This window comes from Rhizobium sp. P44RR-XXIV, assembly GCF_001999485.2.
GTDB lineage: Bacteria > Pseudomonadota > Alphaproteobacteria > Rhizobiales > Rhizobiaceae > Rhizobium.
On record NZ_MPVZ02000022.1, the window covers coordinates 53,650 to 77,325 of the forward strand.

Consider the following 23,676-nt stretch of genomic DNA (forward strand, 5'->3'; position numbering starts at 1 on the left):
CAAGTGTCGAGAAGCTGTCTGGCTTCTGGCCGGGTCGGTTTAATCCATCCGGAAGCGAGAATGGCAAGTCGCGCAGGTCTGAAGCATCAAGTGGAAGACGTGCTCGGCGGGAATGGAGGACAACGTCGCTTCGCTCCGGACATGAATTCCCAAGGGACCTCCGCCCATCGGCTCGCCCGGCTTCATGCGCATGCTGTCGGACATCGCCTGCGGGTTCTCTACCGCGGCGGTGCTCAGCGCCGATGCATAAGCTGTGAGGTCGTTCGCCAGACGGTCAAAGCGATCGCGCTCTTCGACGATATCCGGGGTCGCCCTAGATCGGGGATCGGCGGTTATTTCTGAAAAATGACCGATCAAGACCTCGCCGGATTTGTCGCGAATTGTGTCCGCTGCCTGCTTGAACTCTAATGACGAATAGGTCGTCGGTTCCTTGAACATTCCCGAAATCGTCTTGGCGGCGGCGGCTATCGCCTTCATGTCCGCTTGTCTCAGCGCAACAATGTCCTGCGCGGCGGCAACTGCCGACGCGAAAGCAAGGCAGGACAGCACCGCGCGAATTGGGAGGGCATATTTCATTTCACGTATCTCATTACGGCAACATCGACAATGACGACCAACGTTCTGCTCCGAAGGCCCGTTTTACTAGAATTCATGCGCTGTCATACGCCGAAATATTCGGCGACGTGGCGAAATACAGCCGCCCCGCGATAGTCGTAAGCGCAATGAACGGGACATATGACCGAGATTGATTGGCGGCAACCGCCGCTGGGGGCTATCCAGCCCAGAGCTCATCTGCCGAACCTTGCAGTCGGTTCCCAATTTCCTTTGATTGAAAAGTCGCATGGGAGGGCGCGAACACCCTCCCATGCGATCTGCGTCAGGCCGCCATCTTTTCGCAGCTTTCCGCACAACGGCGGCAAGCTAGAACACAGGCTTGCATATCGCCGAGCCGCTCGCAGTCGGCAGCACACTGTCGGCAGATTTCTGCACACTCACGGCAAACGTGCTTATGATGATCACTGCCGATCAACATGAAATGCGCCGACGTTCGACAGATTTCGGCGCACGCCACCATCAGCGTGAAGTGCGGTGGCCTGGTATGTTCCCCGCCCGCCTCAAGACAATGACCCATCGCAGTCGACAGGCATTCGCCGTAGCACGCCAGACAGTTGTCGATGCACGTCTTCATTTGGGCTGAAATGTGATGCATTGGAATGCCTCCTTTACTTGGCTTCCTTGTCGAGCCAGCCAGTCATCTCCTTGATTTCCTTCGTCTGGTCATCGATGATCTTGCTGGCCTTTTCCTTGGCCCATTTGTTGTTGCCATACTTCAATTCGACCTGTGACATGGAGATCGCGCCCATGTGGTGGGCGATCATGCCGCAGATGAAGGACAGGTCGGCGTCCTTCTTCATCATGCCCTGCATCATGTTGGCGTCCATCTCCTTCATGCCGTCCACGGCGGCCTTCTGGTAGTCGGCCATCTCACCAGGCATCTGCATTCCGCCCGAGGACATCTGCATGTCCGCAGACCTACATTTCTCTGGATATACCGTCTGCGCGTATGCCGCTGTGGGCCCAAGAGCCGCGATGGTCACCGCGATCGTTGTGATCCTGTTTAAAATATTCATTTCGATTTCCTTTCGAGTTTGAGTTCGAACGAAGCTCAAGCAAAGGAAAATCGTGGGGGCGGGTCTATCGGCCTGACGAGTAGAAGCGCGTCACCCGTGAGAATTCTAGCGAACAGATTCTCCGTTTTGAGTACGAGCGGCCCATCAACGACGAAGTCGAGAAGCAGCGGACAGCAATGGCCGATCGCTCCACAGCAGGACTGCGGTACGTTGCCCGGCCACGGTTCGTGCATGCCCTGCCGTTCGATCGAACAGCTATGGCCAGCCGCGCCCAAGGCGTCCTTCATCACCGTCATGTCGACGAACACGGCGGATACAATCGCGAGGATCCTTACAAAGTCAAAAATTCTTCGAAGCGACATTGGGCTGGCTTTCCCTTCCACTCCTGAACCATTTACCCCCATGATTGTTCCAACGGCGCCGCCCGATCCCGCCGCAACAATCGCTCAAATTCTCAGCGGCCCGACAGCGATGTCTTAACTGGCTTCTGGTAGATCTGCTGACCACCCCAACCACATGGCCGGACAAAACCATGAAACCAGGATATTCCCGCATCCAGATTGGGCTTCATTGGCTCATCGCCGTATTTATCCCGCTACAGTACCTGACGGGTGGAAGCATCGAGCGGACGCACCACGCGGTTCATATGGGAATGACGCCCGACCCCTGGGATATCGTCCAGCACCATCTCCACAATTACCTCGGAATCGCCATCGGCATGCTGATGGGTGCGCGGCTAGCCGTCCGTCTCCTGTGGCCTCCCCTGCCGGACAGACGTGCTACTTCGCCGGTTAAGGCGCTCTCCAAGGTGATGCATCACGCCTTCTACGCCGCAATCATCGGACAGGCGACGATGGGATTCGTGGCAAGCTATTTCTGGTTCGGCATTGCTCCCTATCACGTCATCGGATCCAGGATTATCCTGGGGATGGTGGGGCTCCACCTGGCGGCCGCCGCCTGGCACACGCTCGTCCTGCGCGACGATACCGTAGACCGGATGATCTTTGCGCAAACACGGCAGTCATCCGACAATCCCTAGTGTTGCGAGCACCAGGACAATGTAGCGTCCCGTCTTGGCGACAAACACGAGGACGACGAAGGGCAGCAAAGGCTCCCGCAGAACGCCGGCAGCCACCGTCAGTCCGTCACCGAAGAGCGGCATCCATGACAGAAGAAGCGACCATTTGCCGTATTTAAGGTACCAGCGGGATGATCGATCCAGCGCCTTAGCGCTGACAGGAAACCAGGGCCTATCTCGGAAGTGCTCGATCCCCCGACCGAGAAACCAATTTGTGATACTTCCGAGCGTGTTGCCGATAGAGGCGACGGCCACAAGCGTGAACAGAGAAAATTTCTGGGTAAGGATCAAACCAACCAATGCGGCTTCCGATTGCATCGGAAAGATCGTGGCTGCCGCGAATGCGATCAAAAATAAACCCGTGAGGGCCGAAAAAACCATTACTCCCGTCGTTCCTTTTCCGTCCGGATTCTTGCAGTTCCCGCAGCGGCTGCCCGATGCGATTATATAACTAATTCAGCGCTCATGCACTGTCGTCGGGCTAGCTCAACCGAGCCACGCTTTAATCAACACCTCTGGATCGTGGGGCAAATATAGTTGGGGATTGTCCCAAAATACATATTCCTGCCCTAAAATCTTCGAATTTATGCCCGTAGAGACAATTTGATTTCGCTATCTCTCAGAAAACCGGATGGATAGCTGGACGCTCTCCTTTATCGAACGCGACATGAAATTGCTGGTCAGATTGATTTTTCTCATGTTGATCGCGGTAGCGACGTCGGCTCCGTGCGACGCCGCAATCGAGCATCAACAGCATGCGCGAGCCGAGACAATCGCCTCGTCGACGGAAAAATCCCTGACTGCCGATGTCCAATGGCAACGTGCCTCGCACGCACAAGATCATTCGGTTCAAGCAACGCCGCATTGCGACTCGGCAAAATTTCCAATCGCAAGCCTCGGCATATCTGTCAGACGGCGAACCGGAAAAGCCTATTTTGTCTTGTTATCGCCTGGCGGGAACGGCTTGGACGCCACTGTCGACGCGGAACCGCCGCGCGTTTCGCTGTAAGAGTGATCTCACAGGACAGTCGGCGAAGCGGAATTGCGGCACCGCATCCATCGCAATTGTACATCCTCGTACTTTCCTGTGAGCCAAAGAGCCGAGCTGTTCGCCAGTATGGCTTTCGCGTGCACCGATCTGCGCTGGCGGTCGACTTACTCCGCCCGGTCCGCCAGATCGATCCAATGTCATCCGCTCCGCTATCGCAAGTCGGGAAGCGTAGCACGACAGCCATGGAAGGTCCTCACATTGATTGCCAACCACAGCCGCATTCTGCGTTCGCTGGGGACAACTCCCCCTATTTCGGCCGATGGTCGTCGACCTGTCGAAAGGCGAGAAGTCTCGATCCGCTGGCTTGTGGGCACGGTGTTGACCGGCTTTACAAGCAGCATCCTGATGGGATTGGCCCTCTTTGCGGCCATTCACAATTACTCCAGCCCGACGCTTCCGGTCGAAGCTTTGTCGCTACGGGGTCCCGCGCGCAGTGGATCACAAATGCAAACCGCAATCAAAGCAGGAAGAGTCTTAGAGACCACACTTATAACGAAGGTCGCAGATCGCACGATCATCGACGTACCGACGGTATCCCATGATCAGGACCGGCAGATTGTGAAGCGACAACCATTTGCGCATCTCCGCATGGAGCTGGCCACGAACCACCCGATCTCCACCGATTACCCCAAATTCGACCCTCTTTCGATTTTTGCCTCGAGCAACTCTTCGACCGAACGACACATCGATGGGGACATACTTTATGGTTCCGATGTCGAAACCCAGGTGACGTTTAAGACTACATCGTTTTCCAACCCTGCCTCCCTCGTCATGGCTGCCTCGCTGTCCGAGGAGGAAGCGGAGGAAAATGTCCGCACAAACGGATCGTTGCTAGCCGGCAGCGCCGACAGCGTCACAAACCTTGCCTACATTGATCCGCGTCGTTTTGCGGACGCGGAAGATTTCGACTTTTCCGATCGGCCGACGGCGCGGATCTTGGAGGAGAACATGACCACTTCCTTACCGCAGCGGCTAAGTGCGACATCGTCGCAGTTCGCGGAGAACGTGGTTGCGATGACACACAGGAATGACGTGGCGGAGACGCTGAGAACCGCAGGATATGGAGAGGATGAATCCGACCAGGTGTCTGCAGCCTTCGACGGCTTTACCCATAGTACAGGAGATATCCTGCGTGTTGGCGTGCTGCAGACAGGAGCGCAAAAAATGATTGTCCGCGCCAGCCTCTATCGCGGACACCAACATCTCCTGACCGTCGCCCGCAACGACGCTGGGCTGTTCGTTCGAGGCAATGAGCCTGACACGAGCCTGGCGATGTCGGGCAGCTTGGACGAAACGGGGCAGCCACCGGCTGACGGCGAGGAATTGACCAGCGTCTACGACGGAATTTACCGCGCATCGCTTTATTATGGCATGACGAAGGAAATGACGGGTTCTGTCGTAAAACTCCTGGCAAGCTCCATCGATTTTCAGGCGCAACTGAAACCCTCGGACACGCTGGAAACCTTCTTTTCTGTGAAAGATGCCGACGGGTCGGCGAGCGACGCCTCGACCTTGCTTTACATCGGAGCGCGGTTTGGAGACAGGACCATAAGGCGCTATCGCTTCGAGGACCCGACCGATCGTTCGATCGATTATTATGACGAACACGGGCAGAGCACCCGTCCCTTTCTGATCCGAAATCCCGTGCCGAACGGGGTGTTCACGTCCGGTTTCGGAATGCGAAGACATCCGATCCTGGGCTTCGCAAGAATGCACACCGGCGCTGACTGGGCAGCACCCAGCGGCACGCCTATCCTTTCGGCGGGTGACGGCGTCGTCGTCAAGGCAGGCTGGGATTCCGGTGGGTATGGCAATCAGACGCTAATCAGACATCCGAACGGATATGTCACTTCCTACAATCACCAAAGCGCCATCGCGAAGGGTGTGGTAACGGGCGCGAAGGTCGCGCAGGGCCAAGTCATCGGTTGGGTGGGAACAAGTGGAGAATCGACCGGTCCGCATCTACACTATGAGCTTATCGTCAACGGCACGAAAGTGGACCCGCTCAAGGTCCGCCTGCCGGGCGGCAAGGCGCTATCGGGCGACGCTCTTGCAAAATTCGAGACCGAACGTCAAAGGCTGGACGATCTGCTGGCCGGCAAGAAGGCGATGCAGGTGGCCGCCAATGAAAGGTCGGCGAATTGACCGATTGGCGCACGCGACGTGACGACGTCCGATGGAATCGAGCCCCGAATTCGCTGCGATTTTGCCAAACGATGATTTGCCGACTGCCGTCACATATTCGACGCGAATCACGTGGAGTTATATTGTCATTGAAACCGGCCGCTTTTGATTGTAGCTGGAGGGACATGGGCAATATGTATCGAATCGCACTGAGCAAAATGCTCTTTCTTGTGCGGCTGGTGATCGTCGTATCACTGGCGGGATACAATATGTCCTACGCCAGCGCTGCGATGCACGGCACGATCGTTCCCGATCTGGAGAAGAGCGTGTCGTCGCCAATGCAGCATGGCGAGCACGACGTCGCCCAAGCCTCTGATCGCGGTCACGCGCATAGCGGCGCTGCCGATAGCGACGATGACGACGCCAAGATCGTCAAGCAGGAATGCTGCAAGGATTTCTGCGGCGGCTTTGGCATTATGTGCGACGGCCATAATGTCGGCGGGCCTGTCGTGACCTCAGTCAGACAGTTCGTTGACGATCAACGAACCTTCGGCGAACTGCCGACCCTCGACCGTCCTCCGAATATCTAAGTGACAAAGCGCCCGGTTACTCGGGTTTAGTCGGCCGCGTGCCCGCTTTAGGGCGCGCGTGTCATAGCTGTCACTTATTCGGATTTTCATAGATGAGACCTTCCATATTCGTGGTGGGGCTGCCCTTGTTCGTGGGCGGCTGCACATCCACGCTTCCACCCGACGTCGTCGCATCATCGGATGTCGAACAAGCGCAATCTGCCGCTCCCGTCCGATATACCTCGCCCGTTTCAGGCTATTTCCCGCGCAAGCCGGTCGATCCCAAACCGTGGCGCCAGCAGAATGATCGGCAGTTTCCGGCCAATGGAGACGCATCATGATCGCGATCAGAAAGCTTGCGGCAATTGCCGTATTTCCAGCGATCCTCGGCGGCTGTGTCAGCAGTGCCGAATATGCCAAGAAGGAAGCCGGCTTTGCTACCGTTTCCGCCACGGCCAAATCCGTGACTGCCAAGGACGCTGTCTGGATTCAAAATCAGCAGCAGGCGAAGGCGTTATCCGCACAGGTCAAGGCTCTCCTGTCTCGCAAGAAGACGCTGGATGTCGAAACCGCAGTCCAGATCGCACTCTTTAACAATAAGGGCCTTCAGGCTGCCTATGCGAATCTCGGCGACGGCGCGGCCGACGCATGGCAGACGACCATGCTGCTCAATCCGACCGTGTCCGTCGGCCTGAAAGGCATCGGCACGCCGGAGCTTGAAGCATTCAGGACGATCGAGGGAGCGATCACGACGAATATCCTCGCGCTCATCACCAAGAAGCGGGATGTCGAGCTTGCGGACACACGTTTCCGGCAGGCGCAACTCAATGCCGCGATCCAGACCCTTAGGCTGGCCACCGAAACCCGCCATGCCTGGATCAATACCGTTGCCGCCTATGAGAATGTTGGTCAATTGCAGCGCGCGCAGACTGCTGCCGACGCGGCGTCGGAACTGGCGGAAAAACTGGGTGAAACCGGGGCAATGGCGAAAGGGCCGCAGGCCCGCGAACATGCATTCGCGGCCGAGCTTACCGCGGAAGCAGCCAAGGCACGGCTGGCGGCACGGCTCGCCAAGGAGGAGTTGACCCGGCTCATGGGGCTCTGGGGTTCGGATATGGACTACCAGATACCGAACAGCCTGCCGCCGCTTCCGAAAACGATAGCCCAGCGCGACACGATCGAGGCGGATGCCCTTCGCAACCGCATCGATCTCAGGGTCGCGAAGCTCGAGCTTGAGGCATCCGCCCGCTCCTACGGCCTGACGGAAGCGACCCGCTACGTCACCGATCTGGAACTCCTGACCGGTGTTGAAGCCGAGCGCAGCAGCGAGGACGGCCGCAAGAAGACCGAGTTTACCGGTTCGGCGGAGATTGGCTTTGCCATTCCCATCTTCGATAGCGGCAAGGCCCGGATGAGGAAGGCCGAGCTGGCTTACATGCGAGCGGCGAACAAACTCGCGGAAAAAGCCGTGAATGTCCGCTCGGAAGCCAGATCATCCTATCAGGCCTACCGTTCGAGCCTCGATATCGCACGTCACTATCGCAACAATGTCGTGCCGCTACGCGCCAGGGTCGAGGAGCAATCCCTGCTCACTTACAACGGGATGATCACCAATACCTTCGAGCTGCTCACGGACACCCGCGAGAAGATCAACTCCATCCTGCTGTCCGTCAACGCCAAACGCGACTTCTGGCTCGCCGAGGCCAACCTTGCACCTGCCATCTATGGCGGCGGCTCGTCCCCGGCACCTGCAGAAATCGCCTCGGCCTCCGGCTCCGACGAGTAGAAAGGAAATTTCCATGTTCAACAGAAGACAGTTATTCGGAGCTGGAGCGGCATTGCTGGCGGCCGGCGCCTGGACCAAGACCTCCGCCATGGGGTTGCCCGACGCGCCCTCCATGGCTTCGGCTGATATGCAGCCGCCCGTCCATCCGGCTTCGGGACCGGACTATCAGCCCGTCGTGACATTGAACGGCTGGACGCTGCCGCACCGCATGAACAACGGCGTCAAGGAATTCCATCTTGTCGCCGAGCCCGTCGAGCGCGAAATGGCCGATGGCATGACGGCCTATCTCTGGGGCTATAACGGCCAGTCGCCCGGTCCGACGATCGAGGCGGTCGAAGGCGATCGGGTGCGTATCTTCGTCACCAATAAGCTGCCGGAGCATACCACCGTCCACTGGCACGGCATGATACTGCCGTCCGGCATGGACGGTGTCGGCGGCCTGACGCAGCCGCATATCCCGGTCGGCAAGACCTTCGTCTACGAGTTCGATCTCGTGAAGTCAGGCACCTTCATGTACCACCCGCATTCGGACGAGATGGTACAGATGGCCATGGGCATGATGGGCTTCTTCGTCATCCACCCGAAGGATCCGAAGTTCATGCGGGTCGATCGCGACTTCGTCTTCCTCCTCAACGCCTATGACATCGATCCCGGCTCCTACGTGCCACGCGTCATGGAAATGACCGACTTCAACATCTGGTGCTGGAACAGCCGCGTTTTCCCGGACATCACCCCGCTCGTCGTCTCGAAGAACGACCGCGTGCGCGTACGCGTCGGCAACCTGACGATGACCAACCATCCGATCCACATGCATGGCTACGACTTCGAGGTGACCTGCACGGATGGTGGCTGGGTTCGGCCGGAAGCACGCTGGCCGGAGGTCAGCATCGACATACCCGTAGGCGCCATGCGGGCCTACGAATTCGATGCGAAATATGCGGGAGACTGGGCAATCCACTGCCACAAGTCGCACCATACGATGAACGCCATGGGACACGACATTCCGACGTTCATCGGTGCCGACAAATCAAAGCTCGCCGCGAAAATCCGAAAGCTTCAACCGGAATACATGCCCATGGGCACCAAGGGCATGGCTGATATGGGCGCAATGGAAATGCCCATACCCGAGAACACCGTCCCCATGATGACCGGCTGGGGTCCGCATGGCCCCATCGAGATGGGAGGCATGTTCTCGGTCGTGAAGGTCCGCGAAGGTATCTCCGCGGGCGACTACTCCGATCCGGGTTGGTACGAAAACCCGCCCGGAACGCAGGCTTGGGAATGGACCGGTGAACTACCGGACCAGACCAGAGCGAAAGACGCCAAGACCCAGATTACCCCGAAGCCAACCAAACAATGACAACCAGACATCTATCAACTGCAAAGGATTTCAAAATGAAGAAACTCGCAATCGCACTCCTGCTGGCAGCGCTCGCCGGCCCCGCTTTCGCATCGGGAAGCCATGCCGGGGGCCATGACGAAAAGCTCGCCGTCGGTGAACCTGGTGACAAGACCAAGGCGACGCAGACAATCCGTGTGACCATGAAGGAAACCGAAGACGGCAAAATGCTGTTCACTCCAGCGGTCTTCAACGTTCGCAAGGGGCAGACGGTCAAAATCTCCATCAAGAACGCTGGCACCGTCGACCACGAATTCGTGCTCGACCAGGAGGACAAGATCCTCGAGCACAAGGCAGTGATGGAGAAGTTCCCGGAAATGGAGCACGCCGACCCGAACGCAATCAGATTGGCGGCGGGTCAATCCGGTGAGATCGTCTGGAAGTTCACGAAAGACGGCCAGTTCAAATTCGCCTGCCTCGTTCCCGGTCACTACGACGCCGGCATGCACGGCGACGTCACGGTCGCAGCTAAGTAATTCCCAATCCCAGGAGCCACAAAATGAATAGCGCAATCAAGATCACCCTTGCCGCTACGCTGTCTCTCATCTCGGCATTTGACGCGTTCGCCCAGGAGTTCACCAAGGGCGTGGTCAACAAGGTCGACACCAAGGCCCAGAAGGTCACCGTCAAGCATGAAGAGCTGAAGAACCTCGACATGCCCGCCATGACAATGGTGTTCCGGGTCGAGGATGCTGCCCTTCTCGAAAAGCTGAAGCAGGGCTCAAACATCGAGTTCGTCGCCGATCGTGTGAACGGCAAGCTCACGATCACGCAGGTGAAATAACGCCTCCAGGCCGGGCTCTCACGGTGCCCGGCCACGCCTAGTTTCAGTTGAATCTCATATCTCAGAACCAAGACAATGAATCAGAAATCACCGCTTGGAGATAGCGATTCCGTCCGCGAGCTTCGATCCGCCTCGCTGCGGTTCGTTGCCCTTTCAATCTTATTCGCCAGCCTGGTCTTCGGCGACAGCCAATCCAGTTTCGCGATCCACATGACGGTGAGCCTTGCCTATCTGGGCATCAGCGTCGCTTCGGTCATCGTTGCCGCACATTTTCCGAACCGGGAAAGCGTGAAAGCAGCATTTGTCGCCCTCGACGCCGTCCTGGTGGTGGTGGTTCTTTACGAGCACATCCTAGCCAGCCCGATCACCGACAACCACAACCTTACGACGTCGAGCCTCGTCGTTGCCTTCATCCTCCTCAATCACATCGCGCTCAAGCTCGATCGCCGTCTTATCATTCTGTTCTCTACTATCGTGGTTACGTCCTGGTTGATGATGCTGGCGATCATGGCATATCGGCACCATACTAGTGCGAACGGCTCTCTGCTGAGCAATTTCTTCAGTCAGGACCTGATACTCACGATCAGCTTCGGCTTTACGGCGCTGGCGGTCTATCTGTTGGCACTCGACCATGATCGCACGCGCAAGCATGCGCTGAAGATCGAAGAGCGGCGGATGAACCTATCGCGTTTCTTCTCGCCGACCATCGTCTCCGATCTTCAGGATGCAAGTGCTGTACTCGACCTTGAGCGCCGAAATGCAGCGATCATGTTCGTCGACATCAGAGACTTCACCAGCTATTCGGAGACTGCGACGCGCGGGAATTTGCCCATGTCCTTGCCGAATATCGCCGGATTGTAGCGGGCACTGTGTTCGCCCACCGCGGCACGGTGGACAAATTCATCGGCGACGGGGTGATGGCCGTATTCGGTCAACCAAAGCCACAGCCTGACGACGCTCACCGCGCGCTGGCATGCGCCGTGGAGTTGGCCGCTGCACTCGATCGATGGCGCCTTGCAAATATTGAGCAAGGCGGCCCACCTCTGGAGACAGGCATCGGTCTTCACTATGGCACGGTTATCGGCGGCGTCCTTGAAAGCGGCTTCCATGATGAATTCACCGTTATCGGCGACGCTGTGAATGTTGCCCAAAGACTGGAATCGGTCGCGAAGAAGCTCCGGTCGCCACTGGTGATTTCAACAGCAATGATGGATCAAGTTCCAGGCGCTCAGTATGGCAAGCGGTGGCTTCAAAAAGACAATGTAAAGCTCGAAGGGCGCAAGGAACTCATCGACATCGCCTATCTGAGCGGACCGACAATGACCCCACTGGTGTCAAATCGCCATCTGGATGGCGAATATCCGGTTCTGAAAGTGGCCGCTGCCGATGAACTGACGCCGCTCGATCAGGAAACCGGAGGAGCACAGACCGACTCCCATAGGTCTTCCTTCCAGTCGGAACCGCGAGCCCCCCTTGCAGGGATATAAGCGACGCCACCGATCAAAATCCTGCTGGGAAGGCACTTTACCCGCGCGCCATGGTTAGTTGCATCGATGAACTTAATAGCGCCGGCCGCGTCGGTTTCCATCAATCCGATGGTCACATCGTAATCGTAATCACCGCCCGATGACGCATGCAGTGACGTCACGGTCAGGTTTACCGTGACGTCACCAGGAAAACGAGAAGTGTGAAAAGGCAATCTCTCGGCAGCGAGGACTGAAGAGAAACACAGAGAGATAGCGGTTATCGCCAAAGAAATAGCTCGACCCCGCATTTACCCCTCCCAAGACAAGTGAGGTGTTTACTTTACCATATTTCCTTGCTCCGCGTAATCACGCCGCTTCGCGGCCAGACATTCTATCGGGCCGTCCTGCCAAATTATTGCCGTTGCCAATAGGACCGCATCTTACCTTCTTGGGCAAGAAGATCAGTTTGCGTGGTTCTTAGATGGATGAAGCAATCCGCCAATGACAATGCTCGCAATTGCCGGGGTTGAGTCGCCTGCATCTTCGCCACCATTCGTTCGACGGCGTGAAAGGCTATGTCCGTCGGCATGCCGCTCAGCCGTAAACTGTTTTCGGCCGTCACGCGGGCGTCTCGATAATCCGACAAGCCGATCAATGTTCGGCACCGATAAGCGGTTTCCATGTGGCTGTAAGCGGCCGCCACCAATCCACGATAGATGCCGTCATATCGGTCGGCCGCCGCTGGGGTCGTCAAAGAGAGCGACATTCCCCAGACAAATAAGAACCGCTTCATCCGTCCCCCTAGTTAGAAAGTCACCGACTGCGCATCAAAAGCGGTATGATTGTGGCCAAGAGATGGAAGCTAAGCTTGGGAGGCTGGCCACGATCTTGGAAGCCCAATGGCGAAGCGAAAAAGCAAAGCAATGTGCCTTCATTGGGAAAAAGACAGAGATGATTGGCACTGTCCGACGACTCCGTCGTCTTGCCTTGGCGATCTGGAATTTGGGCTTCCGCGTTGCCAAACGATGGTCGCCAAGCAACAGCGTTACTTCATGCCCTCCCGGACTAGGACGGGCCTGTCTTGGACGGTATTCTTTGGCAGTCACCGTTGCTGCCGTTTCCGATACAGAAGTAAGGATCACAAGTGAAACCGAAGCGGCGGTGCGCGCGTTCGCACCAAGAGCTGTTGCAGTTGCAGCAAGTATCAGACCGCCCATGATGTTATCGCGTCAAGTGTGAACGGTCAAAAGATCGTAGCGTGCGTACCGAAAAATTCGCTATTGCTTGCCATCAAAGGGATCGGCCAAAGCGGCGGTTGGGCGACTGACCGGATATTTGATGCTTGAGACTTTTTCCGCGAGCTTGATGTTGCCATTCTGCTTCAGAAGAGCACGGAAACTGGGGTGCATCCCACCATCCTGATAGGCCAGCGGCTTGAGGGTCTTCTCCGCCAACTGCTGGTATTTCTGATCGTCGGCCTGCATTTTCGCGACAACCGCCGGATCGGCTAGGTCGACCCGCTCCGGGCACGTGTCGAGGGGACTACCGGGGTCGGTGTCTTTGAACTGAGCATCGAAAACGTATTTTCGGCTGCAGGCTCCGACTTTAGGCTCGCGACGTCGAACCTCGAAAACGTCATAGCCTTCCTTCAGGTTTTTCCAGAAAGGAAGATTCGGATCATCGCGATGCGCGGCGAGATTTTCGGGAGTCATGCGGAAGGGGTAAGCCTGTACCTGAAACGCAGGTTGGCCTGCTTTCAGCGCTTTCTCCACTACGGCATAAATTTCGCCGACGCCCTGATCCGTGACCGCAAAACATCCGGACGAGGAACATGCTCCATGCACCATCAAAGCTTCCCCTGTATAGCCGAGAGCAGCCTCCAGCCGATTAGGGTAGCCGAGATTGAAAGAGAGGTAGAATTCCGATTTGGGATTGAGGCCGGCGAGCGATACCCTGTAAAAGCCTTCCGGCGCTTGCCGGTCACCGGTCTTCGTCTTTGGCCCGAGCTTTCCCGACCAGCGACACATCGGGAAAATCTTGAGCAATGCGTATTTCCCGCTGCCGTCGATTTTCCAGACCTCTAGTTCACTTTCCATCTTGAAAATACGAACAAGGACCGGGCTATCCGGCGTCATACCTTTCGCTTGCATCGCAGCCAGTAGCTTCGGTGGTATTTCACGAGATGCTTCCCCGAGGTCGTCGAGCGACATTTGCACGCAGCCGCTCAAGAAAGTGACGATATAAAGCAGCGCGAGCCGGCAGACGCTACGCCATGTGTTATTTTGCCAATTGAAGACGCTCGACAAAACGCGCGAGCCAATAGTCACGGCTGCGAAATTAGACCCATGCAAGGCCATGCAGTTCCCCTTAATCTGAATTTCAAGCAGTAAGAAAGTCAGATCCGGGAAATGGGTGGGCGTTGCTCGACAGATCTAATATTATCCGCGAGGGTGTCGGACGCCGGCTGGCGGAACCTAGTACCACCGGAAGCCAGGGCTGTGAACTGAGAGGATTGAACAATGATGCCGCATTGTTGGCAATGCGATCCGGCAGTGTACCGGCTGTCGAGGCGATGATGGGTTTCCGACGAGTTAATTGGCCCGGCTGCAGCAACCTGATCGATGTGCTCGTGCTCGAAGACGACCGCAGCACAAGGGCCGTCGAATGCCCCAAGCAACATAATCGCAACGAGAATTTTGATCAGGATTCGCATTGGCCCAATTTGTCAGCGGAACATATCCGCGATTCGATGATTTGATCATGATGAATTTCGTCTTCTGGGTCAACGAACGCTGAAAGCAGGCCGGTCTTGACCTTACAACGATGACAAGCCGCAGTTTGGCCGTTCTTTCAGAGGGAGTATTGCTGTGTTCATACAGCCGGTCGACTATGTTTTGTTAGCCTGGTTCATCTTGGTGGCGATCAGCGTGGCCTACGTCTCCTGGGATCAGTTCAGGAGCAATCCTGAGCCTGCAGTGATGAAATGGGGCTTCATCCTCGTCACCCTGTATCTAGGGCCGGTTGGCGTGCTTCTGTACGTGCTTGCAGACAAGGAACCGCGACCAAATACACATGAGGAATTCGTCAAGCCGCTGTGGAAGCAAGGCATTGGCAGCACGATCCATTGCGTTGCCGGGGATGCGACCGGCATCATCATTGCGGCGGCGATTACGGCAGTTCTCGGATTGCCGATGTGGGTTGACATCATCGTTGAGTACGCTGCCGGTTTCACCATCGGTCTTTTCATCTTCCAGGCGCTTTTCATGAAAAATATGATGGGGGGCACCTACTGGCAGAACGTCCACAATTCCTTCATGCCCGAGTTCATCAGCATGAATGCGATGATGGCGGGCATGGCGCCAGTTATGGCCATCCTAATGATGGGTCGAGACATGAGAGCGATGTGGCCAGGAGAAATGCTTTTCTGGGGTGTGATGGCTTTCGGTATCGCAGTCGGCTTTGCGACGGCCTATCCATTCAACGTCTGGCTGGTATTCAAGCAATTGAAACACGGTTTAATGACCACTCGAAAGAAACAGAAGGAGGATATCAGCCAACCAGTTCCTTTTCATCACGGGGACGCTGCCGCCCAGGAGCAAAATGCTTCGAGCGATCAACATGCTGGGCATTCCTCACACCGTGGCGCTCAGCAGCATGGACGCGAACTCTCGCCCGCCTTTGCTCCCACGAAAATCCAAGTCGTCGTCGTGGCCTGTTTTACCCTCATCCTGCTGGCTGGTGGCTACGCTTATCCGTTCACCCAGATCAACATGAGACTGAGCGCACATGATGTCGGAGGATCGATCATGGCGCCGGGTATGCTCATGACGATCGATACCCCCGGTGACGCAATGAAAGACATGGCCGCCGTGGATCCCCGCAGGGTCAGCTTCACCGCGCAAGAGAACGCACACGGCGCGTCGGAGTTGCAACCACGCACCGAGAATGGGGTAAAGGTTTTCGATTTGACCGCATCGGTCATTCGGTGGACAATCATGCCGGGTGTAACAGTCGAGGCGTATGCGTACAATCAGCAGGTTCCCGGCCCTACCCTGCGCGTGACCGAAGGCGACAGGGTGCGTATAAACGTCAAGAATGAGCTGCCGGAAAGCACGACGGTCCACTGGCATGGGTTGATCCTGCCTAATGAAATGGATGGGCCTGCGGAGATAACGCAGAAGCCGATCGAGCCTGGTCAAAGCTACTCCTACGAATATACGGTCGGTCAGCGGGGCACCTACTTTTACCATACGCATGATCATATAGATCGTCAGCAGGCTCTGGGGCTTTATGGAGCGCTGATCATAGACCCAAAGAATCCGGCCGATGCCATTCCGGCTGATTTGGAATATTTGGTGCAGCTCCAGGAATGGACAAAGCGTGACTGGCTGACCTTCCCGGCCATGCCCATGGAGGGCGCGCTGCCGAACTACTTTACAATCAACGGCAAATCGTATCCGGCTACGGAAACGATTGCCATGAAAGTAGGCCAAACTTTGAAAGTCCGCTTCATCGGCTCCAACACGACGGCGATCCATCCGATGCATATTCATGGCGGGCCCTTCGAGGTCGTAACTGTCGATGGAGAGACCTTGCAGCCGTCGGCGCGCTACTTGGCCGATACGGTGAGCGTCGCGCCGGGCCAACGATATGACGTGCTCTGGAACGCGCGACGGCCGGGAAAGTGGCTGATCCACTGCCACATCTCGCATCATACGACGAACAACAATGTCGAGACGCAGGGCGGTGGCGGACTCATGGTCGTTATCGACGTGACCGGATGATCCATGCGGCAATGTTACGAGGTCTTAGGCAAGTTGGCGAGGATAATTCCTGGATACAGAGGCCACACTTGATATGAACACCATTCCGATGAAGGTTCGACGACAGTTGTTTCGTTTTGCCTGGAGAGGCTCTCACGTGCGGAAAGAAAAATATATCGCAACAATTTGAGACTTGTGAGAATGGATCGCGCCCTGGAGGTCAGGGCATTTTACTTGCCGTGCAGCGAGTGACGAACCCATCGTTCACAAAAGTATGGCTTCTGTTGGCCATTCGGATCATCGTGACGGTGATATGTTTCGAGACCCATGTCTAAAACAGCTGGGCTTCACCTAGTATTCCAGCAACTCGTTTTGGAACAATGAATGACTTTCGGTGGGCTGAAGCGAAGAGCAGAATTTGAATTTGGGACATGAAACCATCCGGTGCGCACGCCTAAGTGTTGTATAATCGTCAACGATTACAATCCGGATCAGATCAAATGGGTAACATCTCAAAGTGCTCGAAGGCTGATGATCGACAAATTGCAATCGGAGATGGTTCGGCTTTTGCTTGATGGCGCTCACCAGCGAAGAAACTTACCTCCGAGGAAATAACCCAAGACAGCAACCGAGATGATCGACACGGTATACCAAACCGCGACGAACAATGGACTGTCGTTGACACAGCTGGTGGCGTAGAGAGTCGCGGCGACACCACCAGCAACGATACCCGCGAGGCCTCCGGCTAATCCCGGATTCCGGGGTGCCCCTCGGCGTAGCGCGACTATTAGGAAGGACAATGGCATAATCGCGAGTGCTGGAATGACAGTGAGGCAGACAATGACATTCCGTCCAACAAAGCGCGGTATCCACTCGCCTTGCGGAAGCGCGGACAATTCCATTCCAACGGCGACAAGCAGCATAACGGGAACAGCACCCAGTCCGAGCAGCCAGCCCGTGGACCGACTGCCCGGACGACAAATGCTCATGAGAGAACCTGTGGCGGTGACGGCAAGGGAAAGTGCCAGCATGACTTTGAAATCAAAACGCACCGTTGTCATTGCCTGGTCGATGTCCGGCCGGACGCCAACGCTAAAGAGGAAGACGAGCACGGCGAGAGCAATCCCTGCGGCGAGGTTGTTACGAAAGGCATTCCCGAACGATTTCGACGCGGTATCAGCCACTAAAAGAACGATAAATTCGTCAGTCTTCACGATGTTCTCCTCCCTAAGAAGCTAGGATGAGGGTTGCCAACGTGGCAAGGTCAAGGGCTTTACAAGGTGACGGGCACCGCCGACACGCCAAGCAGAATACCAAGGGAGCGGATTTCCGAACTGCGGCACTCATCCTGATCAGTTATTTGTCCCCCCGGGCAGATTTCGCGTCGTAGCCCACACCTCGCGTATGGCAGCTGCCAGCGCCGCCGTCATGGAGACAGCGCCATCGTCGAAACGAACAGTTGTGTCTCTGTTGCCAAGTTGACGGCCGCGTCCACGAACCCTGGCATAGGCTTCCGAACCCACTCGACACGCGATATACAGGTCGCGCATTCATTCGTCAGACATGTTGATGGTCCTTCCCATGATGAGAAGGGGGACTATGGCGACTTTCATCACTCCTACCGAATGCGCTTGGTTTTGCAAGGTAGAGTCCGAACAAGCTTTCGTTGCAAGGATTGTTTTTTTGGTAGGGATGGCGGCATAGGCTTCGATGGCCCGAAGATTTCATATCTCAATCAAACTGGCTTTAATTACCTTGGTCACTGCCTTGACGCAGTGTCGGTAGCTCATGTTTTCAACGTTGAATTCGCACACCTCTGATCTCAGTTAGATTTGTCACGGGAAAAGTCGGCGATGATTTGCATGGTCATCGTTCTTAGGGCGCAGTAACAGCTCGGCTGCGCAGCCATGGGAGCCGACGACGTCATCCCCCTTCGACCGGAAATCTCTAACAAACCTATTGAACAGGGACTGCCTCCATGGCACCGAACGGCTTGGACATTGCGGAGGGAATACGACGCTTCCCTTGGTAGGATAAGATGCCGATATTTTCTCATTCAGTTAAGTATCGGTTAACTTAATCCCGTGACTCTAGTCAAAACGGTTGATACAAGTTGGCACAATGGTGATAAGCGGCTCTACTTGGACAGTTCGGTGGATCGTCAATGTAGGCATCGCAATTGTGATGCTGTTTTTGGCCTCTGCTGCCCACCCGCCAGCCCTCGAAGCAGGCGAATTGCCAGTATCGGTCGTAGCTCATGTACATGAGCGACACCCTATGGAAATGAAGCTTTCCACACACCATGGTCTGCACCACGACCATCATGATCAAATGACTACGGAAGAGGCCAGCAGCCTTTTGGCTGCAGTTGTTACCCAAACGATTTTTACCCTCGAACGAAAAAAGCGCGACCTAGGCGTTTCCTTTGAGCGTCCCCCGCGTTCCGCTTGGCGCTAATGCACTGAGCGCATTCTACTGACGCGAGTGGGCGTCAATTGCAATCCGCTCAGTGTTGAACCGTCGGTCGGCAGACGATCGACTTGTCAACCTACGCGGAAATTCCAAGATGTTCATCGCTGCTGCGCGAGCGCGCAAATCAATCCTAAGCAACTTCCAAGCCATTGGATACGAACCAGCCGGACCAGCATGGCGGTCCATTTCTATGGCTGTCAAAAGGGACCTGCAAGCACAACGACTACGCCCGAATGTTGCCGTGCCCCCACGCCGAAATCTAATCAAATACCTGGACGTGATGTTCAGGGAGACAGGTTCCCTTCGGCAGACCCTATCGTCACTGCTGCATAGCGGCACATGGACGTCCAGCGGCGGCTCGTTCAAGCTGGCTGACGTCCTCGCTTTCGATTTCCTACACGAAGCTGACGAGCGGCTCAAATCCGGAGAGACGTTCCGCTACCTTGAGATCGGCGGCGGCTGGGCCGGTTTTAGGACAAAACCTCCGGCAAGGTCAGTGAATGTCGCGGGACTTGCAAAACATTTGGGGCAGCACCTCGGACGCCAGGCCTTTTTGCACATCACGAACCTCACGCCCTGGCATACCGAATTGCCGGAAGGAGTTATCGAACACCCATTTATCACCGCCGCTGGACTCTCTGCATTGGAGACGCAAGGCATCCCACGCGGAACGTTTGACATCATATATTCTCAGGCTGCCGCATATTTCGAGCCCGATCTCGGGTCGTTTGTGGCCGCTGCATCAAGTTTGCTGCGAGACGGTGGAATTCTGATATTCAACTTCCGGCCGGAAGATAGCGGAACTGTTTTGGGTTGCGCGGGCGCAAGCGGGCTGATCCTACGAAAATCGGTCAATGCTGGCGGGATGAACGGTGTCGTTATCGCCTTTGAAAAGTCCTTGCAGGCCCACCGGGCGATTGAGGCGGAAGGCTACGCGGCAGTGATCGAATTATCTCGCAATTGGCGTGAAGAATATCGTCAGCAGGCGAGTTGAAGGCTGCAGGCGCCGGTAAATGCGGCCAGCACACGCCGGCGTCTGCGATTCGCTGATGGACGAAAACTTGTGGAGAAGATTAATGAACAGGCGAGCTTTCATTGTCGGCATCGGAACGGTGGCCGCAACACCAAGGCGCTTATTCGCCCAGGCATCTGGCGCAGGCGCGATAGAAGCCAGCGTTGCCCAAATCGAGCAAGAAATTGCGGCCAAAGGTGCCGACAAACGGCCGATATCGGTCAACTTGATTGCCGAGCTGATAAGATCAGAGCTTAAAGAACCCGAAAGGCGAGTGGCCGCCTACCGATTAGTACAGAACGTCCCCTATAAGCTGACCGCCTGGAATGGCGATCCGGACAGCCTCTTCAATCTCGGCCAAGGCGACTGCCGCCACAAAACGGCCGCCTTGCGCGCACTCATGAAGGCTTTATCAATCAAGACACAACATATTCTCATGGTATTCGACTGGGCCGATCTTCCCATTCCGGCGACGATCTTGAGCAATTTGGTGGAAACCCGCAGCTTTCACGACACGGTTGAAATTCAGCAGGATGGTTCGAACCTTCTGGTTGATTCTACTTGGGACCCGGATCTTGCCAAGGCTGGCTTTCCTGTTCTCACCAACTGGAATGGCGTCAATGCTACCCTCCCAATTACCCCGAAGACAACAGTGACCATTCGTGACGGGGACTTTCCTAAAGGAACCGATCTCTATGTGAAATTTGGCATCAGGTGGCCCGAGCGCAAACGCACCCAGGCCTTCAATCGGGCGTTCAACGCTTGGACCGACGAAGTCCGCGCCCGCAAAGATTCCGCCAAGGGATGAGCGCCACGACAATTCTAACCGGCACAGCGATCACTAGGGCCTTTAACGTCAACGCAGCAGGGCGGCCCAAACCCGGCCATGAATTCCTGATACCGTTTCATCGCGCTGCAACCGAGCCAAAGATTGACCGAATTTCGAATGCAAGCTCTCCACAAAGTCGGCACTTGGCCGACTCCGATCAGCCATGTTCCATCGGCAGGCCTTGGGCTGAAGTGAACTAGAAAACGACAATGAATGTTCTCAGATTCAATGGTATGCCAATCATAGCATTGGCAAAGGGAATGACGGTCGCGCTTTTGACTTTCGTTGTTCTTGGAACAGTCTCCGCTCTCTGGAACAATCCGTTTTTTTGTTCGAATGACGTCCACGAGCGGATTTGAAACTACAGCGCTTGCCCTCCAGGCAGTGCTCTTAGGGATTTATGTCGCGATCGCGGTTCGCGGCTGCGCGGTGAAACTGGCCGGTGCGGGCGGAGTCGCAAACTTCCTCGGCGTCGCCTGCTCTATCTGCAACAAAATCTTGACGCTTACTTTTGGCACAACTGCAATTCTGACTTATCTTGAACCCGCGCGCCCGTATTTGGCTGCGGGCGGTGTGCTTGTGACCACATGGGCTGTGCTTCTTCGCTGGAATCATTTTCGGGAATCTTCTCTGTGAGCATACCGGTGGCTTGAGGGCACAACCGGGTTGAGACCCGAACCCAATCTGCACAGTTGTCTCTCGGCAGTTAAAACTAAAGAATGCGCCGGTTCGGGAACAGGAAAAAGTCAGGGGCAACGAATGTTGTGCAGCGTAGGCCGTTTGCGAAGTTGGGCTGAACGGCTTTGACATATCGAAAATGAACATCCGGATGTAATCTAGATGACTCCTTTCTCTAGCGCGCCGCCTTTACTCATTTGCGAACCAGCAATTGATTCAGACACGATTGCCTGAGCGCGCGCAGCATCAATACCCTCTGCGATAAGGCGCTGCATTAGCATTCGGAGCAAGAGATTGAGTTCGATTGAAGACGCCGGATCGGTCTGCTTTTTTGGTCGGGATTGCTCGTTTGCGGCTTTCCCAGCCAACGCATCGGCAATTTTCTTGGTCACGCGATTTGCGGCACGACGCGAGGGATCGTTCTGCACATGAGCGTAGATTGCAGTGGAACGCGGATTGGAGTGACCGAGGATCGCACCGGTCAAAGCAAGCGCCTCGCCGGTCGAAATTGCGGTCGACCCGACCGTATGCCTAAGCGTATGCGGCGTGACACCTGAAAGCCGTGCCCTCTTGACCGCCTTAGACCAGACGGATTTAGTGCCCTGGAAGTAACCTTCGCCACGCACGGCCGGGAATACGAAATTTTTATCCTGCTCTCGCGGCAGAGAGCCAAGCAAAGCCACGGCCGCGGCGCCCAAAGGACGGATAGACTTTCCGGTTTTGGTTTCGTCCAGTTCGAGCAGTCCATCCGACAAATTGACTTCAGACCATCTAAGCCCAGCAATCTCGTCGCGGCGACAACCCGTCAAAACCCAGAGACGGGCTATGTTGACCGCCTTGGAGTTCACACCCTCCGTCTCAAGCTCGTCCAGAGCAGCACCCAGGCGCACAATCTCATCCAAGGTGAGATATCGTGTCCTCTGGTTGTCGGTCTTGCGGATGGCGGCATTCTCACATGGATTGCGTTCGACGATTTCGTTGCGAAGCGCGAAGCTGAACACTGCCGACAGATCCCGCACCACCTTGCGTGCAGCCCCCGCCCCACCGCGAACAATGATCCGCTTCCGCGGCCCAACCTTCTCATCGCGTGCAGTTTTCCCCGCTGTCACGTCAGCAACGAACCTCTCAACGTCGCCTGCATTGATATCTGGCGCCTTTCGATTGCCGAGCAGGGGGACAAGATGATGACGAAGGCGTCCCAGAGTATAGGCTTTGGTGCGCGGCTTCATTGCTTCACCCTGCCGCTTGCCGCGCTGAATGACGCATCCTTCTTTCTCATAGAGATCGACGAGTGCACTCATTGTCAGCTCACGGCGTTTTGCCTGAAGTTCGGCCGCGGGATCCGCACCCGTGACGACGTTGCCAAGCTTGACTTTCGCCAGCTTCCTGGCTTGCTCGGCGGTCAGCGGGCCATGGCGTCCAATTATAAGCCAGCGTTGCGTAGCGGAGCGACCACCACCGTTCGCGCGGTATTTGATGACGAAGGTCTTAACGCCCGACGGCTCAACACGAAGAGCAAATCCAGACAGATCGCAGTCCCAGACATGATAACGCTTGTCCTTCGGTTTAAAGGCGTCAACGACGCGCTTCGTCAGGATAACCCCGTTTCGCCTGCTCATTTTGCCTCCGTTTTGAGATACCACCAAGATACCACCGCGATCGGAAATCGTCGGTTTATCATGGCGCCCAATCGGCGGTGATGTCAACATAACATATTGATATAATAGCACATTATCGTATATTAGGATACAATATAGTATATATTGTGCAACCTTGCCAAGGTTGGGGTCGAGGGTTCGAATCCCTTCGCCCGCTCCAATTTCCTCCGAAACAGATTTCAGAGCAAATAAGCCAGCAATGGCTTGGCGTTGCTCATCGCCGGCAAGTACGGTTATGCACACACGGGCGCGATCCCGTTGCCAGTATCCTCCGAATCGGAGAGGTCGATGGCTATGTATGTTCCCTGGGTCTCAAATCAGTCTCAATTGACGTTCAGGTCTCCACATAAAATGGACTGGTGGAACGCGGTATTGC

22 protein-coding genes are annotated in these 23,676 nt (G+C 55.9%); 14 read left to right on the plus strand and 8 right to left on the minus strand.

Translation table 11 applies throughout. The features are described from left to right. Positions 1 to 39: 39 nt before the first annotated feature. The 4 genes from BSK43_RS02175 to BSK43_RS02190 all read right to left on the minus strand — a co-directional run bounded on the left by BSK43_RS02175 (position 40) and on the right by BSK43_RS02190 (position 1,993). Positions 40 to 576 carry a cytochrome c gene (locus BSK43_RS02175; protein WP_077470737.1) on the minus strand — a complete coding sequence of 179 codons (537 nt, stop codon included), beginning with the start codon at positions 574 to 576 and terminating at the stop codon, positions 40 to 42. A gap of 301 nt (positions 577 to 877) precedes the next feature. Next, positions 878 to 1,210 carry a four-helix bundle copper-binding protein gene (locus BSK43_RS35550; protein ID WP_077470738.1) on the minus strand — a complete coding sequence of 111 codons (333 nt, stop codon included), beginning with the start codon at positions 1,208 to 1,210 and terminating at the stop codon, positions 878 to 880. Positions 1,211 to 1,223: 13 nt separating this feature from the next. After that, complete coding sequence (locus BSK43_RS02185; protein WP_077470739.1) at positions 1,224 to 1,631, minus strand: DUF305 domain-containing protein; 408 nt, start codon at positions 1,629 to 1,631, stop codon at positions 1,224 to 1,226. Positions 1,632 to 1,666: 35 nt separating this feature from the next. Beyond that, complete coding sequence (locus BSK43_RS02190) at positions 1,667 to 1,993, minus strand: hypothetical protein (RefSeq protein WP_077470740.1); 327 nt, start codon at positions 1,991 to 1,993, stop codon at positions 1,667 to 1,669. Between the two features lie 170 nt (positions 1,994 to 2,163). On the opposite strand from BSK43_RS02190, the gene BSK43_RS02195 reads away from it, so the two are divergent. Continuing rightward, on the plus strand, positions 2,164 to 2,670 hold the full coding sequence (locus BSK43_RS02195; RefSeq protein WP_077470741.1) for a cytochrome b/b6 domain-containing protein: 507 nt from the start codon (positions 2,164 to 2,166) through the stop codon (positions 2,668 to 2,670). On the opposite strand, the gene BSK43_RS02200 is transcribed toward BSK43_RS02195, so the two are convergent. Further along, on the minus strand, positions 2,653 to 3,090 hold the full coding sequence (locus tag BSK43_RS02200) for a YqaA family protein (RefSeq protein WP_077470742.1): 438 nt from the start codon (positions 3,088 to 3,090) through the stop codon (positions 2,653 to 2,655). The two genes, BSK43_RS02195 and BSK43_RS02200, sit on opposite strands and share 18 nt — an antisense overlap. 889 nt (positions 3,091 to 3,979) lie before the next feature. On the opposite strand from BSK43_RS02200, the gene BSK43_RS02205 reads away from it, so the two are divergent. The 9 genes from BSK43_RS02205 to BSK43_RS36115 all read left to right on the plus strand — a co-directional run bounded on the left by BSK43_RS02205 (position 3,980) and on the right by BSK43_RS36115 (position 11,909). Continuing rightward, positions 3,980 to 5,905, plus strand: a complete 1,926-nt coding sequence (locus BSK43_RS02205) for a M23 family metallopeptidase (RefSeq protein WP_246662481.1) — start codon at positions 3,980 to 3,982, stop codon at positions 5,903 to 5,905. A 173-nt stretch (positions 5,906 to 6,078) separates the two neighbouring features. Beyond that, entirely contained in the window at positions 6,079 to 6,474 is a 396-nt protein-coding gene (locus BSK43_RS02210) for a hypothetical protein (protein WP_077470849.1), read from the plus strand. Positions 6,475 to 6,566: 92 nt separating this feature from the next. Continuing rightward, positions 6,567 to 6,794 carry a hypothetical protein gene (locus tag BSK43_RS02215; protein WP_077470745.1) on the plus strand — a complete coding sequence of 76 codons (228 nt, stop codon included), beginning with the start codon at positions 6,567 to 6,569 and terminating at the stop codon, positions 6,792 to 6,794. Further along, on the plus strand, positions 6,791 to 8,239 hold the full coding sequence (locus BSK43_RS02220) for a TolC family protein (protein ID WP_077470746.1): 1,449 nt from the start codon (positions 6,791 to 6,793) through the stop codon (positions 8,237 to 8,239). The genes BSK43_RS02215 and BSK43_RS02220 overlap by 4 nt, the downstream gene beginning before the upstream one ends. A 13-nt stretch (positions 8,240 to 8,252) precedes the next feature. Continuing rightward, positions 8,253 to 9,599: a copper oxidase gene (locus BSK43_RS02225; RefSeq protein ID WP_077470747.1), complete on the plus strand. Its 1,347-nt coding sequence runs from the start codon at positions 8,253 to 8,255 to the stop codon at positions 9,597 to 9,599. A 35-nt stretch (positions 9,600 to 9,634) separates the two neighbouring features. Beyond that, positions 9,635 to 10,114: a plastocyanin/azurin family copper-binding protein gene (locus BSK43_RS02230; protein ID WP_077470748.1), complete on the plus strand. Its 480-nt coding sequence runs from the start codon at positions 9,635 to 9,637 to the stop codon at positions 10,112 to 10,114. Between the two features lie 23 nt (positions 10,115 to 10,137). Then, on the plus strand, positions 10,138 to 10,422 hold the full coding sequence (locus tag BSK43_RS02235) for a copper-binding protein (RefSeq protein ID WP_077470749.1): 285 nt from the start codon (positions 10,138 to 10,140) through the stop codon (positions 10,420 to 10,422). Positions 10,423 to 10,497: 75 nt separating this feature from the next. Then, the gene (locus BSK43_RS36110) at positions 10,498 to 11,283 is read left to right on the plus strand and encodes a hypothetical protein (RefSeq protein WP_348641737.1); all 786 of its coding nucleotides are present in this window, start codon (positions 10,498 to 10,500) and stop codon (positions 11,281 to 11,283) included. Next, entirely contained in the window at positions 11,277 to 11,909 is a 633-nt protein-coding gene (locus BSK43_RS36115) for an adenylate/guanylate cyclase domain-containing protein (RefSeq protein ID WP_348641738.1), read from the plus strand. The genes BSK43_RS36110 and BSK43_RS36115 overlap by 7 nt, the downstream gene beginning before the upstream one ends. 1,256 nt (positions 11,910 to 13,165) lie before the next feature. On the opposite strand, the gene BSK43_RS02250 is transcribed toward BSK43_RS36115, so the two are convergent. Then, positions 13,166 to 14,245, minus strand: a complete 1,080-nt coding sequence (locus tag BSK43_RS02250) for a murein L,D-transpeptidase family protein (RefSeq protein WP_077470751.1) — start codon at positions 14,243 to 14,245, stop codon at positions 13,166 to 13,168. 62 nt (positions 14,246 to 14,307) lie between these two features. On the opposite strand from BSK43_RS02250, the gene BSK43_RS02255 reads away from it, so the two are divergent. Both BSK43_RS02255 and BSK43_RS02260 read left to right on the plus strand, forming a co-directional pair. Continuing rightward, complete coding sequence (locus BSK43_RS02255; RefSeq protein WP_136686666.1) at positions 14,308 to 14,646, plus strand: hypothetical protein; 339 nt, start codon at positions 14,308 to 14,310, stop codon at positions 14,644 to 14,646. A 109-nt stretch (positions 14,647 to 14,755) separates the two neighbouring features. Next, entirely contained in the window at positions 14,756 to 16,672 is a 1,917-nt protein-coding gene (locus tag BSK43_RS02260; protein ID WP_136686668.1) for a multicopper oxidase domain-containing protein, read from the plus strand. A gap of 560 nt (positions 16,673 to 17,232) precedes the next feature. Here the strand turns inward: BSK43_RS02260 and BSK43_RS02265 are convergent. Then, complete coding sequence (locus tag BSK43_RS02265; RefSeq protein ID WP_169055357.1) at positions 17,233 to 17,865, minus strand: NrsF family protein; 633 nt, start codon at positions 17,863 to 17,865, stop codon at positions 17,233 to 17,235. Positions 17,866 to 19,217: 1,352 nt separating this feature from the next. Here BSK43_RS02265 and BSK43_RS02270 point away from each other — a divergent pair. After that, the gene (locus tag BSK43_RS02270; RefSeq protein ID WP_077470755.1) at positions 19,218 to 20,117 is read left to right on the plus strand and encodes a hypothetical protein; all 900 of its coding nucleotides are present in this window, start codon (positions 19,218 to 19,220) and stop codon (positions 20,115 to 20,117) included. Between the two features lie 82 nt (positions 20,118 to 20,199). Beyond that, on the plus strand, positions 20,200 to 20,943 hold the full coding sequence (locus BSK43_RS02275) for a transglutaminase domain-containing protein (RefSeq protein ID WP_077470756.1): 744 nt from the start codon (positions 20,200 to 20,202) through the stop codon (positions 20,941 to 20,943). Between the two features lie 857 nt (positions 20,944 to 21,800). Here BSK43_RS02275 and BSK43_RS02280 read toward each other — a convergent pair. Further along, positions 21,801 to 23,543, minus strand: a complete 1,743-nt coding sequence (locus tag BSK43_RS02280) for a site-specific integrase (protein ID WP_246662475.1) — start codon at positions 23,541 to 23,543, stop codon at positions 21,801 to 21,803. Between the last annotated feature and the right edge of the window lie 133 nt (positions 23,544 to 23,676).